The organism is Streptococcus sp. Z554, from assembly GCF_053010305.1.
In genome coordinates, this window is sequence record NZ_JBRKNV010000001.1 from 421,427 (window position 1) to 437,393 (window position 15,967).

The following is a 15,967-nucleotide window of genomic DNA, read 5'->3' on the forward strand; positions in this document are numbered from 1 at the left end:
AACAGTTAAAATCCCTTTTTCTCACTTATGTTTAAAATCAATCCCTTACTAGCAGTTCAGGCTATTTTTTGGTATAATAAATCTTATGGAAATTGAAAAAACCAATCGAATGAATGCTCTGTTTGAATTTTATGCAGCCCTCTTGACTGATAAACAAATGAACTATATCGAACTATACTACGCAGATGACTATAGTTTAGCTGAAATTGCGGAAGAATTTGGCGTCAGTCGTCAGGCTGTCTATGATAATATCAAACGAACTGAAAAGATTCTGGAAGACTATGAGATGAAGCTTCATATGTACTCTGATTACATTGTCCGCAGTCAGATTTTTGATCAGATCCTAGAGCGCTACCCAGAAGATGCTTTTCTACAAGAGCAAGTTGAAATTTTAACAAGTATTGACAATAGAGAATAAGAGGAATAAATATGGCATTTGAAAATTTAACAGAACGTTTGCAGAACGTCTTTAAAAATCTACGTAAAAAAGGAAAAATTACCGAGAGCGATATCCAAGAAGCAACCAAGGAAATTCGTCTGGCTCTTTTAGAAGCCGACGTTGCTTTGCCAGTGGTTAAGGACTTTATCAAAAAAATTCGTGAACGTGCGATTGGCCATGAGGTCATCGACACCCTCAATCCAGCTCAACAAATCATCAAGATTGTCAATGAAGAATTGACTGCAGTACTTGGTTCTGATACAGCTGAGATTATCAAATCTCCTAAAATCCCAACCATTATCATGATGGTCGGTTTGCAGGGGGCTGGTAAAACAACCTTTGCAGGAAAATTGGCTAACAAACTTAAAAAGGAAGAGGATGCTCGTCCTTTGATGATTGCAGCCGACATCTATCGACCTGCAGCTATTGACCAATTGAAAACACTGGGACAACAAATTGATGTTCCTGTCTTTGCTCTTGGGACTGAAGTTCCTGCAGTTGAGATTGTTCGCCAAGGTTTGGAGCAAGCTAAAGCTAACCATAACGACTATGTTTTGATTGATACGGCCGGTCGTTTACAAATTGATGAACTTCTCATGAACGAGCTCCGTGATGTTAAAGCTCTTGCTCAACCAAATGAAATCCTTCTCGTCATCGATGCCATGATTGGTCAAGAAGCTGCTAACGTTGCGCGTGAATTTAACGCTCAATTAGAAGTTACTGGGGTCATCCTTACTAAGATTGACGGGGATACTCGTGGTGGTGCTGCCCTTTCTGTTCGTCACATCACAGGAAAACCAATCAAGTTCACTGGTACTGGTGAAAAGATTACCGACATTGAAACCTTCCACCCTGACCGTATGGCCAGCCGTATTCTCGGTATGGGAGATATGCTAACTCTGATTGAGAAAGCTTCCCAAGAATACGATGAGCAAAAAGCCCTTGAAATGGCTGAAAAGATGCGAGAAAACACCTTTGATTTCAACGATTTCATCGATCAGTTGGATCAGGTGCAAAATATGGGTCCAATGGAAGATTTGCTCAAGATGATTCCTGGTATGGCCAACAATCCTGCTCTTCAAAATGTGAAGGTGGATGAAAAACAAATCGCTCGCAAGCGTGCCATCGTCTCATCTATGACTCCTGAAGAACGTGAAAATCCAGACTTGCTCACTCCAAGCCGTCGTCGTCGTATCGCAGCTGGTTCTGGTAATACCTTTATCGAAGTCAACAAGTTCATCAAAGACTTTAACCAAGCTAAACAACTCATGCAAGGTGTCATGTCTGGTGACATGAACAAGATGATGAAACAAATGGGCATCAACCCTAATAATCTTCCTAAGAATATGCCTGGTGGCATGGATATGTCAGCCCTTGAAGGAATGATGGGACAAGGTGGTATGCCGGATATGTCAGCGTTTGGAGGAGCTGGAATGCCTGATATGAGCCAGATGCTCGGCGGAGGACTCAAGGGTAAAATTGGTGAATTTGCCATGAAGCAATCTATGAAACGCATGGCCAACAAAATGAAAAAAGCTAAGAAAAAACGCAAATAAAAAGGAGAGGTAGAAATAGATGAATAAACAAAAAATAAACAAAATCGTTGGTTCGATCGGTGCCTTTATTGGTATTATCGTTTTCATTGCTTACATTCCACAAATTATTGCTAATTTACAGGGAACCAAGGCCCAACCTTTCCAACCCTTGTCAGCAGCTATATCTTGCTTGATTTGGGTCATATATGGTTGGACAAAGGAACCTAAAAAAGACTGGATTTTGATTATTCCGAATTCGGCAGGTGTCATCCTAGGTGGATTGACTTTCCTAACATCACTTTAATAGAAATCGAACAACGACTGAACTCTACTGGTTCGGTCTTTTTTTGTGTATCACTTTAAACAACCAAAAGATAATTGCGATCGGATTTTGCATAAAAGAGAGTGGGACAGAAATCGGTAATTCACTAGAATTCGATTTCATCGTCCCACCTCCGCACAGTTGAGAGGCTAGGATTTTGTCCCAGCCTCTTTTTTTAGTTGTTATTTCTAAGTTTTTCCAAAGTCTCTTTGAAGATTGCTGGAATATCAGAAATAAATTCCATCGTTTCACCTGTTCTTGGATGGGTAAATCCAAGCGTCTTGGCATGGAGAAATTGCCCATGTCCCTTTAGGGTTTTACGAGGTCCGTAGACCTCATCCCCAGCGACTGGATGGCCGATATAAGCCATGTGGACACGGATTTGATGAGTTCGTCCTGTTTCCAGTTGCAACTCTAGTAAAGAATAGTCACCGAAACGTTCTAAAACTTGAAAACGTGTCACTGCTGGTTTCCCTTTGGCAGTCACAGCTTGTTTCTTACGGTCTTTTTCACTTCGTCCGATTGGCGCCTCAATTACACCACGGTCATTGGGAAGATTTCCATGAACGATAGCCCAATATTTCCGAAGTGATTTCTTGTCTTTCAATTCTTGAGCGAGCGCCATGTGAGCTTCATCATTTTTAGCAACCATGAGAAGCCCAGATGTGTCCTTATCGATACGATGAACAATCCCTGGTCGAAGCACACCATTGATTCCTGATAAGTCTTTGATATGATACATAAGGGCATTCACCAAGGTACCACTGGTATGACCAGCGCTTGGATGAACAACCATGCCTTGAGGTTTATTGACCACTGCTACATCCTCATCTTGGTAAATAATTTCTAAGGGAATATCTTCAGCTACATACTCCAAAACCTCTGGTTCTGGCACCTGATAAGTAACGATATCGCCCTCTTGGACCGTATACTTAGCTTTCTTTAGCTGGCCGTTAACCAAGACTTGACCTGACTTGATTTGTTCGTTGGCGAGAGTACGTGACAATTCTGTCAAATCTGACAAGGCCTTATCTAAGCGTACCCCGCCTGTTTCAATTTTAATTTCCATTCATTTCCTCTTTTAGCATTGCAAGCAATAACACAACGACCCCTACTGTCAGATAACTATCAGCCACATTGAAAATCGCAAAATTGATAAAGTCTAAGTGAAACATATCCACAACAAATCCTTGACTAATGCGATCAATGAAGTTTCCCAGACCACCTGCAATAATCAGAACCAATCCAAAGACTGTCCAGACGGAATCTTCTATATGCTTTTGCAAATACCAGATAGCCCCTGCCATAACTACTAGAGTAATCACCGCAAAAAACCACTGTTGATCTTGAAGCATAGAAAAAGCTGCTCCTCTATTTTGCAGATAGGTTAAACTAACTAGATTTGGAATCCATGATTTCACTTCACCAAGAGCTATATTCTGAACGACATAAGCTTTTACCAATTGGTCTAGTACGATTAAGACTGCTATAATTCCAGCTACTATTCCTCTTTTTTTCATGCTTTCCTCTTCTGATCAAAATACTCTTGCATAACCTCTACGAATAAAGTCCCCGCTTGGCTCAAGTCTACTTCCTCACGTTTGACATAAACCATGCGATTATTGAGATTATCTTTAAGTGGAATAACAGTAATGCCATTAACACTATCGCTATCCAAGAATCCTGAACCAGTCGCATAAGCATTTGTTCTTTCGAGAATCCCATTTAAGGTAGCGCGGTCTGTGACGTTGAACATTTGAGAGCTGGCACTTGTATCCACAAAGTTTTCTGAGTAATAGAGATATTCATCCTTCTCTTGTGTGAAACGAACGGTTGGCAAATCAACTAAATCTTCCATGACCAACTCTTTTTTCTTAGCTAAAGGATGTCCTTCACGCAGATAGATATGCGTTTGGAAAGGAATCAACTCAATCACTTCTAGGCCTAATTTTTCAACCCGCTGCATGATACCCTTTTGGTTTTGATTGTTGAGATAGATAATCCCAATTTCACTGTGCCCTTGGGCTACTTCATCCAAAATCTGAACCGTTGTAGATTCAAAAATTCGGAAATTCTTATAATCTGGGTATTGTTGAGAAAAAGCTGTAATGGTTGGAGGCAAGAAATCATAGTGCTGGCTGGCTATTGAAAACTCATCCTTTTCCTCTTCAGAATTGGCATACTGGTTCTGGAAAATATCAAATCCTTTGACCAGTTCTTGTGCCTTTTCATAAAATTCCATTCCACGACGAGTAAGAAAGGTACCCGAACTAGTTCTGCGGAAAATCTTGAATCCTAGCTCTTTCTCCAGGTCTCTTACAGAAATAGATAGACTGGGTTGGCTAACGTACATTTTCTCAGCCGCTTCACGAAAAGTACCACTATTTGCAATAGCAACAACGTAGCGTAATTGTTGAATATTCATGATTTCTCCTTCGTTTTCTATCTTATCATTATACCATAAATAAAGCCTATCCAACAAAGGAAAATCATGAGTCAGTTACTTCTAAAAAAGGCAAACAAAAAAACACCTTTTAAGGTGGATAAAATTCTAACCAAAAGGTGTTGTTAATAAGTTTATTTAGCTGCTGCGTAGAGCTCGTCAACTTTGTTCCAGTTGATCACTGAGAAGAAAGCTTTGATGTAGTCAGGACGAACGTTGCGGTATTTCACGTAGTAGGCATGTTCCCAAACGTCCAAGCCCAAGATTGGTTTTTTGCCTTCTGAGATTGGTGTGTCTTGGTTTGCTGTTGAAGTCACTTCAAGCTTACCTTCTTTGTTAACAACCAACCATGCCCATCCAGAACCGAAACGAGTTGTAGCCGCTGCAGTGAAGGCTGCTTGGAATTCTTCGAATGAACCAAATGTTGCATCAATTGCTGCTGCAAGTTCTGCTGAAGGAGCTGTTTTTTCAGGAGTCATCAATTCCCAGAAAAGAGCATGATTCAAGTGTCCACCACCGTTGTTGATAAGCGCTTGACGGATATCAGCTGGGATAGATTCTACATCAGCAAGTAAAGCTTCAAGGTCTTCACCAATTTCAGGGTGTTTTTCAAGAGCTGCATTTGCATTGTTGACATAAGCTTGGTGGTGCTTGTCATGGTGCAAGTGCATTGTTTCAGCATCGATGTATGGTTCCAATGCATCGTATGCGTATGGAAGATTTGGTAAGATAATAGCCATCTGTAATACCTCTTTTTCTTTTTATATAAAAATGATAACGCAAACAACCTGTTTTTTCAAGTTATTTGCTCAATTTGACTGGCTCGCAATTTGCAATAAAGCTTTCTCAAACAGGTAGCTTTTCTCATAAACACCAGTCTTAATTTGATAATCTGCTTGGATTAGATAACGAATAGAATCTTGTAGGAAATTCAGGGACAAACCTCGTGTGTCACGAAGAGCAAATTTGATTTGATAGGGATTCGGATTGCGACCAAGATAGTGACCCAAACTGCTGACCATCTGAGATTCTGTCTGACCAGACTCTTGCAATATTTTTACTTGAGTATAGAGTCTGAACTGCCCCAGCATAATGGCAATCAGTTTAATCTCATCTTCTCCCTGCAAGGTCAAATCTTTAACTAAATCCCGTGCCTGATCAATCTTCTTAGTCAATATTAACTGGGTCAAATCAAAGATATTATCCTGTAGTGTCTTTGGAATAGCTTCAACAATGTCTTCTTCTGTAATGATACCAGAATCTTTATAGGACTTTAAAAAGAGCAGATTTTTCTGAATTTCACTGAACTGAAAACCAGACTTGATAAGCAACTGTTCAAAGGACTTTCCAGCAAAAGTCAGTCCTAATTCTTGAGCCCACTTTTGAAAATAAGCTCGTATTTCTTGCTCTTTTGGCTCGATGGCTTCAAAAACCTTCGCATCGCGCTTGAGCAATTTGACCAAACGTCTCTTGCTATCCAACTTCCCTTCAGCAAAAATGACTAGTTTACTAGAAGGTAAAGGATTTTCTAGATAGTCTTCAAAAGACTTAAGTTCATCATCACTTAGATAGCGTTTTTTAGCAGTCGTTATGTCGAGAAAATGATCTAAAATAACAATTTTTTCATCCGCAAAGAAAGGAAGACTGACCAACTCTAGCTCCAAGCTTTTGTAGTCTACTTCTTTCATATCAAAATAAGCAAAATTCAAATCTGCAGGATCGTAGCCGATTTGCTTTAGAACCTGAGTTTTCATGATGTCGTACTGTCCTTGATCAGCCCCTGTAAACAGGGTCAAACTAGGTAAATTTGATAGGGATAGCTTTCGGCTTTCTTCTATGGCTAGCATCTATTCTCCTTTCTTTATAGTATTGGTTCAGTTTAATCAATATAATGTAATTTACCACGGAAATCATCTAGGTTTTCATACCCTTTTTCCACCATGATTTCTTTGAGTTCCTTGGTAATACGCTCAAAAGCACCTACTCCTTCTTTATGAAGAGTAGTTCCTACTTGTACTATGCTAGCACCACATAAAATATGTTCAAAAGCATCACGTCCTGTTAATACTCCACCAGTTCCAATGATTTGAATTTGAGGATTTAAGCGTTGATAAAAGGCATGGACATTGGCAAGGGCAGTTGGTTTAATGTATTCTCCACCAATTCCACCAAATCCATTCTTTGGACGAATCACGACCGACTCATCTTGGATATAAAGACCATTTCCAATAGAGTTGACACAATTGACAAATTTGAGCGGATATTTGTTAAAAATAGCTGCCGCTTGATCAAAATGTACAATATCAAAATAAGGTGGAAGCTTGATTCCTAGTGGTTTTGTAAAATACTCAAAAACTTCTGATAAGATACGATCTGTAGTTTCAAAGTCATAGGCAATCTGTGGTTTACCAGGAACATTTGGGCATGAGAGATTGAGTTCAGTTAGACCACGAAAATCACTTTCTTGCACCTTCTTCAAAATAGTATGAGTTTCCTCTGGAGACATTCCAACTAAAGACAGAAAGAAGGTACGATTTGGTTCTTCTTCTTGTAACTCTAATAGATAGTTCAAATAATAATCTAAACCATTATTTGGGAGCCCCATAGAGTTAATAGAACCAAGTGGAACATCTTGATAGCGTGGTTCAGGATTTCCCTGACGAAATTCCAAGGTTGCTGTTTTAGTGACAAAGGTTCCTGCTGCTGAGTTTTTAACACCTTCCAATTCCTCAATGGTCATACAAGCAACTCCTGCCGCATTCATCAAGCAATTATCAAATTCAAAACCAGCAATCTGTGTTTTAGTTGATACCATGATTCTGTTCCTCCAGATTCCTTTATATTGCTACTATTATACCATACTTTGGCAGGACCCCTTTCATAAAAGTGATGCTATAAAAAGCTTTGCTGATTCGTCTAAAAGACGAGCTTATTCAAATTGAAAGAATTTTTAGAAAATTTATGTTTTTTCCTTTACACTGAAAATTTTTTCTGCTATAATGTCTCATGTAATAAAATATGACAACAAAAAAGGAGAACGATATGACATCTGCTAAAGAATATATCCAAAGCGTGTTTGAAACTGTAAAAGCTCGTAATGGGCACGAGGCTGAATTTCTCCAGGCGGTTGAAGAATTCTTCAGCACTTTGGAGCCTGTCTTCGAAAAACACCCTGAGTATATCGAAGAAAATATCTTGGCACGTATCACTGAGCCTGAGCGCGTCATTTCTTTCCGTGTTCCTTGGGTTGATCGTGATGGTAAAGTACAAGTCAACCGTGGTTATCGTGTTCAATTTAACTCAGCTGTTGGACCATATAAAGGCGGACTTCGTTTCCACCCAACTGTAAACCAAGGGATTTTGAAATTCCTCGGTTTCGAACAAATCTTTAAAAACGTCTTGACTGGACTTCCTATTGGTGGAGGTAAAGGTGGTTCAGACTTCGATCCTAAAGGCAAGACTGATGCTGAAGTGATGCGCTTCTGCCAAAGCTTCATGACTGAATTGCAAAAATACATCGGACCATCTCTTGACGTGCCTGCCGGTGATATCGGTGTCGGTGGACGTGAAATTGGTTACCTCTACGGACAATACAAACGCCTCAACCAATTTGATGCCGGTGTCTTGACTGGTAAACCTCTTGGTTTCGGTGGTAGCTTGATTCGTCCAGAAGCAACTGGTTACGGTTTGGTTTACTATACTGAAGAAATGCTTAAAGCAAATGGCAACAGCTTTGCTGGTAAAAAGGTGGTTATCTCAGGTTCTGGTAACGTAGCCCAATATGCACTTCAAAAAGCGACTGAACTTGGTGCAACTGTTATCTCTGTATCTGACTCAAATGGTTATGTCATCGACGAAAATGGTATCGACTTTGACCTTTTAGCCGATGTTAAAAATAACCGTCGTGCTCGTTTGACAGAATACGCAGCAGAAAAACCAACTGCTACTTACTACGAAGGTTCAGTATGGACTTACACTGGCAACTACGATATTGCTCTCCCATGTGCGACTCAAAATGAGATCAACGGTGAAGCTGCAAAACGTTTGGTTGCTCAAGGAGTTATCTGTGTCTCTGAAGGGGCTAACATGCCTAGTGACCTTGATGCGATTAAAGTCTACAAAGAAAATGGAATCCTTTACGGACCTGCCAAAGCTGCCAATGCTGGTGGTGTAGCTGTATCTGCGCTTGAAATGAGCCAAAACAGCCTTCGCCTTTCATGGACACGTGAAGAAGTTGACGGTCGCTTGAAAGATATTATGACTAACATCTTCAACACAGCTAAAACAACTGCAGAAACATACGGTCTTGGTACTGACTACCTTGCAGGTGCAAATATTGCAGCCTTTGAAAACGTAGCAAACGCTATGATTGCCCAAGGTATTGTTTAATCTTAAAAAGCATATAACTCCTCACATCCCATGTGAGGAGTTTTTCTTATTCACAGAAAAATACCTATCCAAATGGATAGGTATTAATTGATTACAATTTACTTGCTACGGCATCCAACAATTCTTGGATCTTGGCTTGGTTGCTTCCTCCTGCCATGGCCATGTCTGGTTTACCACCACCACGTCCATCGACGATTGGAGCCAATTCTTTAACCAAGTTACCTGCGTGAATGTCTTTTGTCTTGCTGGCTAATAAAACATAGACTTTGTCTCCACAATCCATGGAATTTCTTGACTACACTCATAAACTGTACAATTTTGTTGTTGAGAAACTTTATTAAATACAAATTTTTCAAATCCAAAAATAATTTGATTTCCAATTGCACGATAATTATACAAAACAATATTTTTATAATAATTTTCAAGCATAGGAGAATAACCACTCGGAGAACCAGGCAAATCCTTATATTTAAATATCCCTTCCATTTTGCTAGATAAAGGTGCCTCTTCAACTGTTCCAATAATAAAATTATATTGTATTTTAAAGTTTCTGTTTGGTTCTTTTTTATAATTCAGTGGAGATCCAATGATTGCAATATCAGATAATGCTCTTAAAACTGATGCATGAAATTGAACAGGAATTCTGTCTAAATACGATGTTGCTGTTTTTTTCAATTCTATTATATATACTGACACAATGTTATCAACAAACCATAAAATGACTCCATCACAAAACTTTTGAGAAAATAGTGTATTCATCCCATTATTATCATTATGCGTACTATGCTTTCCCAATTTATATAACTTTCCTTTTTTTTGAAAAGATAAATGCAAATTCATTTCAAAATCATTTCGTTTCTCAGAAACAATAATCTGAAAAGTATCTACTTCTTCAAGAAAATCATTTTTTATTAATTGACTATTTCTCAATATAATCACTCTTCCAGATAATTTAACTTTTGTTGACTTTCTAGAGTCATCCTCTGTAATAACAATAACTGTTCATTCATAAATTCTGAAATTAAACCATAATCACCCAGCTCCAATTTAGTAAATATATACTTAGAATTATTCTCAGATTTTAAATCAAGAAGCTCCCATCCGCCTACTGTATTATTACTAGGACTAGCCAAATACCAATTATTAACAAGTGTCAACATAATATCACTATGGGTTGCAATAACAATTCTATAACGCTCTGAAAGATGTTTTAAATATTTAAACATTCCTAAAATACTCTTTATCGAGAGGTGAGCCTCTGGCTCCTCAATGATTAACAATCGACGACTATCATATTGCATTGACCTTCTAGGAAACCTTTGATATTGTTCTAAAATATTTAAACTCTGTAATTTATTTTGTTTAGTAGAAAATAACTCACGTGGGATTTCTACACCTAAATTATCTGTTAATGAAATTACCTCACCATCATCAAAATTTAGAGTCCCCCCTATTAATTCCTTAAACTCATCTGAAGTATAATCATTTTCTTCCAAGAATTTAGCCATAAATCGTTTGGATTCTTTAGCTTCCTCATAGTCTTTCATAAATTTCTGTTCACTGTAACGTAAAAATGGAGTTTCTGAAAAGATTTTTTCAAGATTCTTACTCATTGAATATACACGTTCAGACGGAATATAAGTAATATTAAAAATATTATTATTGAATAAGAACTTTTCTTCAATAATTTTAGAAATCATGAATTTAAAGGACTCCAATAAATCCTCAAGTGGGTTAGTATTCAATGTTTTAATGATTTTCTTTAAACTACTTTTATCAAGTAATCTAACATGACCAATATCTTTGTTTTTTAACTCTATGTAATAGTCTTCTGAATCTTTAATGTTAATAAAATCATTAGCAGAATCACTAGAAAAAGACCCAATACTAACTGTAATCTCTTCAGAAAAGTTAACTAATTCTTCAATATTGCCAAATTCTATTAATAAACCTTCCATTGATAAGTTTTCGTTCAATACATCAGATTTCAACCTCTCCTCAATTTCGTCTTTTAATTTTCGTATTCCAACATTAAATAGATTTTCCACTTCTAAAACATCTGTGAAAGATAGTTCATATTTATAACTATTATTACCTTCCTTAGAAATTTTATTTATATCTAGGTCGGCCTGATCAATTATACTCGAAATAAAATTATATTTTGAATCTAAATGTGAAATAACTGTATCGTTAATCTTACTATATGCTTCTAGCAATAAAGTCTTCCCAGTTCCATTATCTCCAATCAAAATATTCATTTGATTACTAAATTCTAAATCGACATTATTGATATTCGCAAATTTATCAATTTTAATTCTCATTGTAAACCCCTTTCTTTAGAAGGTTATATAGAAATCTTTAAAGTATAGCAATTAACTCACTTTAAAGTTTTGTTCAAAAATAATGGTTAATTTACTTCGATTTCCAGTTTCATTCTTACAATTTACCTGCTACGGCATCCAACAATTCTTGGATCTTGGCTTGGTTGCTTCCTCCTGCCATGGCCATGTCTGGTTTTCCACCACCACGTCCATCGACGATTGGAGCCAATTCTTTGACCAAGTTACCTGCGTGGATGTCTTTGTTCTTGCTTGCTACGAGAAGATTGACCTTGTCACCGATTGCTGCGACAAGAACAAGCACATCAGAGTAGTCTTTTTGCTTCCAGTTATCCGCAAAGGTACGAAGGGCACCTGCATCTGAAACAGAAACTTGGCTTGCGATAAAGCTGTGGCCCTTTGCTTCCTGAACATTCTTGAAGACATCACCTGCTGCCGCTGCAGCTGCTTTTTCCTTCAATTCTGCATTTTCTTTTTGCAATTGACGGAGTTGTTCTTGAAGTCCTTCAACCTTGTGAGGTACTTCTTTGAGTTGAGGTGCTTTCAAGGTTGCTGCGACTGCTTTCAGTGCATCTTCTTGTTCACGATAAGCTTCAAAGGCTTCCTTACCAGTCACTGCCAAGATACGACGAGTTCCTGAGCCGATCCCTTCTTCTTTGACAATCTTGAAGAGACCGATTTCAGAAGTGTTACCTACGTGAGTACCACCACAAAGTTCAACTGAGTAATCACCAATAGTGACAACACGGACTTCCTTACCGTATTTCTCACCAAAGAGGGCCATAGCTCCCATTTCTTTGGCTGTGTCAATATCTGTCTCAACTGTTTCCACTGCGATGGCTTCCCAAATCTTCTCATTGACTTGTTGTTCAATGGCACGCAATTCTTCAGGAGTTACCGCTTGGAAATGAGTGAAGTCAAAGCGAAGGAATTCGACTTCGTTAAGAGATCCTGCTTGAGTGGCATGGTGGCCAAGGATATTGTGAAGAGCCGCATGGAGCAAGTGAGTCGCTGTGTGGTTTTTCATGACACGGTGACGACGGTTTGTATCGATCGCCAAGGTATATTCTTGGTTCAAAGCAAGTGGAGCATGAACTTCAACGGTATGGAGGGCTTGTCCATTTGGTGCTTTTTGAACGTCTGTTACAGTCGCTACGACATTTCCTGCAGCATCCAAGATTTGACCATGGTCAGCAACCTGTCCACCCATTTCAGCGTAGAATGGAGTTTCCGCAAAGATCAGAGATGCAGTTCCTTCTGAAACAGCTTCTACTTCTGCATTATCAGCTACGATAGCTACTAATTTTGAAGGCAATTGGCTAGCATTGTAGTTGAAGACACTCTCAACAGTGATGTTTTGAAGAGTTTCGTTTTGCATCCCCATGGAGCCGCCTTTGACAGCTGATGCACGCGCACGTTCTTGTTGTTCCTTCATAGCCGCTTCAAAGCCTTCACGGTCTACCGTCATACCTGCTTCTTCAGCGATTTCTTCAGTCAGTTCTACTGGGAACCCATAAGTATCGTAGAGTTTGAAGACATCTTGACCAGCGATAACCGTTTGGCCTTTTTCTTTCAAGTCTGCTACGATAGTTTCTGCAAAGTGTTGACCTGAGTGAAGAGTGCGGGCAAATGACTCTTCCTCGCTCTTGACAATTTTTTCGATAAAGTCACGTTTTTCGAGCACTTCTGGGTAGTAGCTTTCCATGATTTTTCCAACAGTTGGAACGAGTTTGTAAAGGAAAGGCTCATTGATACCCAATTTTTGACCATGCATAGAGGCACGACGGAGCAAACGACGAAGGACATAACCACGACCTTCATTTCCAGGGAGAGCACCATCACCGATAGCAAATGAAAGTGAACGGATATGGTCCGCAATGACCTTGAAGCTCATGTTATCGCCATCTTGGTCATAAACCTTACCTGATAATTTTTCTACTTCACGGATGATTGGCATGAAGAGGTCTGTTTCAAAGTTAGTCTTGGCCCCTTGGATAACGGCTACCAAACGTTCCAAACCAGCGCCCGTATCAATGTTCTTGTGTGGCAATTCCTTGTATTCGCTACGAGGGACTGCTGGGTCTGCGTTAAATTGTGACAATACAATGTTCCAGATTTCGATATAACGGTCGTTTTCGATATCTTCTGCGAGAAGTCGAATACCGATATTTTCTGGGTCAAAAGCTTCCCCACGGTCAAAGAAGATTTCTGTATCTGGTCCAGAAGGTCCAGCACCAATTTCCCAGAAGTTGTCCTCGATTGGAATCAAGTGACTTGGATCCACGCCCACTTCAATCCAACGATTGTAAGAATCTGTATCGGCTGGATAATAAGTCATGTAAAGTTTTTCAGCTGGGAAGTCAAACCATTCAGGACTTGTCAAAAGTTCATAAGCCCAAGTAATGGCTTCGTCACGGAAGTAATCACCGATAGAGAAGTTCCCCAACATTTCAAACATAGTATGGTGACGGGCAGTCTTACCTACGTTTTCAATATCGTTGGTACGGATAGCTTTTTGCGCATTGGTAATACGTGGGTTCTCAGGAATAATAGTTCCGTCAAAGTATTTCTTGAGGGTAGCTACCCCTGAGTTGATCCACAAAAGCGTTGGATCGTTGACAGGAACCAAGCTAACAGATGGTTCTACAGAGTGGCCTTTGCTGGCCCAGAAATCAAGCCACATTTGGCGGACTTGTGCACTAGATAATTGTTTCATAGATATCTCCTTATTGTATCATTGTTTGATTGACTTTCTAGCATCTCTACATAGTCGATAGCGACACAGAGAGAAACAACTAGATCAGCATAAGAATCTTCATAAACGGTAAGATTGTATGTAGAGGTCAGACGAATGAATTCTTTCGAGATTTCTGCAATCACTTGATCTCGGTCATCCAAAAGTTTGAAATCCCAATCCCAAATATCTCCTTCAATGCGAAGACCCAGGTTGTCAAATTCATACTTATCTCTAAAGAAAGTAAATTTCTTGCGGATGTAAAAGCTATCTCCGTTACTCAGTTGAATTTCAAAACGGGGCAAGAAGGTCATGACTTCTTTTCGAATCTCACTGACCTTTTGGTTATCTGCATCATAGATAGTAAAGGTCTTTGGAATCTGAAAAAAAGAACCTTCTACCTGATAGGCGATTTCTCCCCTATCATCCTTGATATCAAAACGTTCACCACCTAGGCGAAATTTTTGTTTGACATGAAATGTTCTCATAAGTACCTCCAAAAATAAAAGACAAATCCATATCACGAAGGGCGAAAAACCGCGGTACCACCTTCATTCAATGAACTTGTCATTCTTGATTCTTATGCAATTGTTACAATCGAGTAGCATGATTTTCTATCTTAGATGGCTCGCAGCACCGCCAATTCTCTGAACTAAGATGGGGAGAAAATCAATTCTCAACTTTCTTATTATACCGTTTTTGGAAAGGTTCGTCAAGGTTGATGGCCAACTCATTTCTTTAGAAGTTTCCCAAATATTATATAGGCGATAGACCACAAGAAACATCCAACCAATAAGAATTGACCTAAAACAATGAGATAATCCAAAATTGAGACCAACTTATACCATCCACTAAATAGAAGACAGGGAAGAACAGTAAAAAGCATAATGATAAAATGTATAATAGATTGTTTAAATAGCGACCATTTTTCAATTTCATAAATTACCGAGGCTGATGCTATCGAGGTAGCAATAATGCCAACCAAAAATGTACTTTTAACCTGAAAAATATCAGTTCCTTGAAGTCTCATAAAAATTGCCAAACTGGTCATAATGACAAAAGGAATCATTCCTCTAAAAATAGCTTTTTTAATCATAGCTATTACCTCAATCATAAATTAAAATGCCTTTAACTCTATCGTCCCCTCTCGAGGCAAATAATAATTTAAATAAAAAAAAATAAAATAGCGAAAGAAGGTATAATGTTTCCGTCCCCTTTCGAGGTGAATAGGATTCTATATCCCGCATCTTATATAAGTAAATAATATAAAATCATGATAAAACCTATTGGAAACTAATAATAGTATACCATATTTTGTAAGAGTTTTCATCTAAAGTGAACAAACAATTATCTCCATTTGAACAAACTATTCCCTAGATCTCTGATTACTTTTTCAGAATATATTTTTCCTTACTGCTATCACTCTTTTTATCCCAACTTTTATTCCAACTTTTCGAATTGCTAAAGATAGCTACGAAAATATTTTCAAATATAAAGGTGCCTATCACCCAATATATAGACTCAGTTGTTACGTACTGTCGATCCAAGCCATCCTTTAAATGCAATAGTATAATTGTTTGTTGAACAATCAAAAAGGTTGGCCAGAAACTTTTTTTGAAAAAAGTAGACAATTTCATGATTTATTACCGCTTTCTATTCGTATAAACTTAGTATACTACTAGGCTATAAAATAAGCAAATAGGATAGTAAAAATATACAGCTATACAACTATTCAAAAAACGAACCAGTTTGACTGATTCGTTTTC

The 15,967-nt window shown here is 38.4% G+C and carries 16 protein-coding genes and 1 pseudogene; 4 read left to right on the plus strand and 13 right to left on the minus strand.

The genetic code is table 11. The features are described from left to right. Positions 1-85 precede the first annotated feature (85 nt). Genes ACVC7R_RS02175 through ACVC7R_RS02185 form a run of 3 tightly spaced genes read left to right on the plus strand, consistent with a single transcriptional unit; the run spans position 86 to position 2,278 of the window. Positions 86-418: a putative DNA-binding protein gene (locus ACVC7R_RS02175; RefSeq protein WP_125374075.1), complete on the plus strand. Its 333-nt coding sequence runs from the start codon at positions 86-88 to the stop codon at positions 416-418. An 11-nt stretch (positions 419-429) separates the two neighbouring features. Further along, positions 430-1,995 carry a signal recognition particle protein gene (ffh, locus tag ACVC7R_RS02180; RefSeq protein ID WP_447263338.1) on the plus strand — a complete coding sequence of 522 codons (1,566 nt, stop codon included), beginning with the start codon at positions 430-432 and terminating at the stop codon, positions 1,993-1,995. Between the two features lie 19 nt (positions 1,996-2,014). Continuing rightward, complete coding sequence (locus ACVC7R_RS02185) at positions 2,015-2,278, plus strand: SemiSWEET family transporter (protein ID WP_414274780.1); 264 nt, start codon at positions 2,015-2,017, stop codon at positions 2,276-2,278. A gap of 193 nt (positions 2,279-2,471) precedes the next feature. Here ACVC7R_RS02185 and ACVC7R_RS02190 read toward each other — a convergent pair whose 3' ends face one another. From ACVC7R_RS02190 to ACVC7R_RS02215, 6 genes are all read right to left on the minus strand, one after another. Beyond that, complete coding sequence (locus ACVC7R_RS02190) at positions 2,472-3,365, minus strand: RluA family pseudouridine synthase (RefSeq protein ID WP_447263339.1); 894 nt, start codon at positions 3,363-3,365, stop codon at positions 2,472-2,474. Next, positions 3,355-3,816 carry a signal peptidase II gene (gene lspA, locus ACVC7R_RS02195; RefSeq protein WP_447263340.1) on the minus strand — a complete coding sequence of 154 codons (462 nt, stop codon included), beginning with the start codon at positions 3,814-3,816 and terminating at the stop codon, positions 3,355-3,357. The genes ACVC7R_RS02190 and lspA overlap by 11 nt, the downstream gene beginning before the upstream one ends. Then, entirely contained in the window at positions 3,813-4,721 is a 909-nt protein-coding gene (locus ACVC7R_RS02200) for a LysR family transcriptional regulator (protein WP_447263341.1), read from the minus strand. The genes lspA and ACVC7R_RS02200 overlap by 4 nt, the downstream gene beginning before the upstream one ends. Positions 4,722-4,873: 152 nt before the next feature. After that, the gene (gene sodA, locus ACVC7R_RS02205; RefSeq protein ID WP_447263342.1) at positions 4,874-5,479 is read right to left on the minus strand and encodes a superoxide dismutase SodA; all 606 of its coding nucleotides are present in this window, start codon (positions 5,477-5,479) and stop codon (positions 4,874-4,876) included. A 69-nt stretch (positions 5,480-5,548) separates the two neighbouring features. Beyond that, positions 5,549-6,586, minus strand: coding sequence for a DNA polymerase III subunit delta (holA, locus tag ACVC7R_RS02210; protein WP_447263343.1), 1,038 nt, complete (start codon positions 6,584-6,586; stop codon positions 5,549-5,551). A gap of 32 nt (positions 6,587-6,618) precedes the next feature. Beyond that, on the minus strand, positions 6,619-7,554 hold the full coding sequence (locus ACVC7R_RS02215) for a dihydroorotate oxidase (RefSeq protein WP_447263344.1): 936 nt from the start codon (positions 7,552-7,554) through the stop codon (positions 6,619-6,621). Between the two features lie 227 nt (positions 7,555-7,781). On the opposite strand from ACVC7R_RS02215, the gene gdhA reads away from it, so the two are divergent. Further along, positions 7,782-9,128: an NADP-specific glutamate dehydrogenase gene (gene gdhA, locus ACVC7R_RS02220; RefSeq protein WP_447263345.1), complete on the plus strand. Its 1,347-nt coding sequence runs from the start codon at positions 7,782-7,784 to the stop codon at positions 9,126-9,128. Between the two features lie 91 nt (positions 9,129-9,219). Here the strand turns inward: gdhA and ACVC7R_RS02225 are convergent. The 7 genes and pseudogenes from ACVC7R_RS02225 to ACVC7R_RS02255 form a co-directional block, all read right to left on the minus strand. Further along, positions 9,220-9,402, minus strand: a pseudogene (locus tag ACVC7R_RS02225) (DHHA1 domain-containing protein); the annotation flags it as partial. Beyond that, positions 9,378-10,058, minus strand: a complete 681-nt coding sequence (locus ACVC7R_RS02230; RefSeq protein WP_447263346.1) for a hypothetical protein — start codon at positions 10,056-10,058, stop codon at positions 9,378-9,380. The gene ACVC7R_RS02230 and the pseudogene ACVC7R_RS02225, both read right to left, overlap by 25 nt. A 5-nt stretch (positions 10,059-10,063) precedes the next feature. Then, positions 10,064-11,449 (minus strand): hypothetical protein, encoded by a 1,386-nt coding sequence (locus ACVC7R_RS02235; protein WP_447263347.1) that lies wholly within the window; start codon positions 11,447-11,449, stop codon positions 10,064-10,066. 115 nt (positions 11,450-11,564) lie between these two features. Continuing rightward, positions 11,565-14,183 carry an alanine--tRNA ligase gene (alaS, locus tag ACVC7R_RS02240; RefSeq protein WP_447263348.1) on the minus strand — a complete coding sequence of 873 codons (2,619 nt, stop codon included), beginning with the start codon at positions 14,181-14,183 and terminating at the stop codon, positions 11,565-11,567. Then, positions 14,180-14,689 carry an LURP-one-related/scramblase family protein gene (locus ACVC7R_RS02245; RefSeq protein ID WP_447263349.1) on the minus strand — a complete coding sequence of 170 codons (510 nt, stop codon included), beginning with the start codon at positions 14,687-14,689 and terminating at the stop codon, positions 14,180-14,182. Before ACVC7R_RS02245 ends, alaS begins: the two co-directional genes overlap by 4 nt. A gap of 242 nt (positions 14,690-14,931) precedes the next feature. Next, on the minus strand, positions 14,932-15,297 hold the full coding sequence (locus ACVC7R_RS02250) for a DUF3021 family protein (protein ID WP_142557675.1): 366 nt from the start codon (positions 15,295-15,297) through the stop codon (positions 14,932-14,934). Positions 15,298-15,586: 289 nt separating this feature from the next. Beyond that, positions 15,587-15,838, minus strand: coding sequence for a hypothetical protein (locus ACVC7R_RS02255; RefSeq protein WP_447263350.1), 252 nt, complete (start codon positions 15,836-15,838; stop codon positions 15,587-15,589). Between the last annotated feature and the right edge of the window lie 129 nt (positions 15,839-15,967).

Excerpts from the sequence above, each read along its gene's own strand:
- alaS (WP_447263348.1), bottom strand. The coding sequence starts at position 14,183 with ATGAAACAATTATCTAGTGCACAAGTCCGCCAAATGTGGCTTGATTTC.
- ACVC7R_RS02235 (WP_447263347.1), bottom strand. The coding sequence starts at position 11,449 with ATGAGAATTAAAATTGATAAATTTGCGAATATCAATAATGTCGATTTA.
- holA (WP_447263343.1), bottom strand. The coding sequence starts at position 6,586 with ATGCTAGCCATAGAAGAAAGCCGAAAGCTATCCCTATCAAATTTACCT.
- ACVC7R_RS02190 (WP_447263339.1), bottom strand. The coding sequence starts at position 3,365 with ATGGAAATTAAAATTGAAACAGGCGGGGTACGCTTAGATAAGGCCTTG.
- ACVC7R_RS02175 (WP_125374075.1), top strand. The coding sequence starts at position 86 with ATGGAAATTGAAAAAACCAATCGAATGAATGCTCTGTTTGAATTTTAT.
- ACVC7R_RS02250 (WP_142557675.1), bottom strand. The coding sequence starts at position 15,297 with ATGATTAAAAAAGCTATTTTTAGAGGAATGATTCCTTTTGTCATTATG.
- ACVC7R_RS02215 (WP_447263344.1), bottom strand. The coding sequence starts at position 7,554 with ATGGTATCAACTAAAACACAGATTGCTGGTTTTGAATTTGATAATTGC.
- ACVC7R_RS02200 (WP_447263341.1), bottom strand. The coding sequence starts at position 4,721 with ATGAATATTCAACAATTACGCTACGTTGTTGCTATTGCAAATAGTGGT.
- lspA (WP_447263340.1), bottom strand. The coding sequence starts at position 3,816 with ATGAAAAAAAGAGGAATAGTAGCTGGAATTATAGCAGTCTTAATCGTA.
- ffh (WP_447263338.1), top strand. The coding sequence starts at position 430 with ATGGCATTTGAAAATTTAACAGAACGTTTGCAGAACGTCTTTAAAAAT.
- ACVC7R_RS02245 (WP_447263349.1), bottom strand. The coding sequence starts at position 14,689 with ATGAGAACATTTCATGTCAAACAAAAATTTCGCCTAGGTGGTGAACGT.
- gdhA (WP_447263345.1), top strand. The coding sequence starts at position 7,782 with ATGACATCTGCTAAAGAATATATCCAAAGCGTGTTTGAAACTGTAAAA.
- sodA (WP_447263342.1), bottom strand. The coding sequence starts at position 5,479 with ATGGCTATTATCTTACCAAATCTTCCATACGCATACGATGCATTGGAA.
- ACVC7R_RS02185 (WP_414274780.1), top strand. The coding sequence starts at position 2,015 with ATGAATAAACAAAAAATAAACAAAATCGTTGGTTCGATCGGTGCCTTT.
- ACVC7R_RS02255 (WP_447263350.1), bottom strand. The coding sequence starts at position 15,838 with ATGAAATTGTCTACTTTTTTCAAAAAAAGTTTCTGGCCAACCTTTTTG.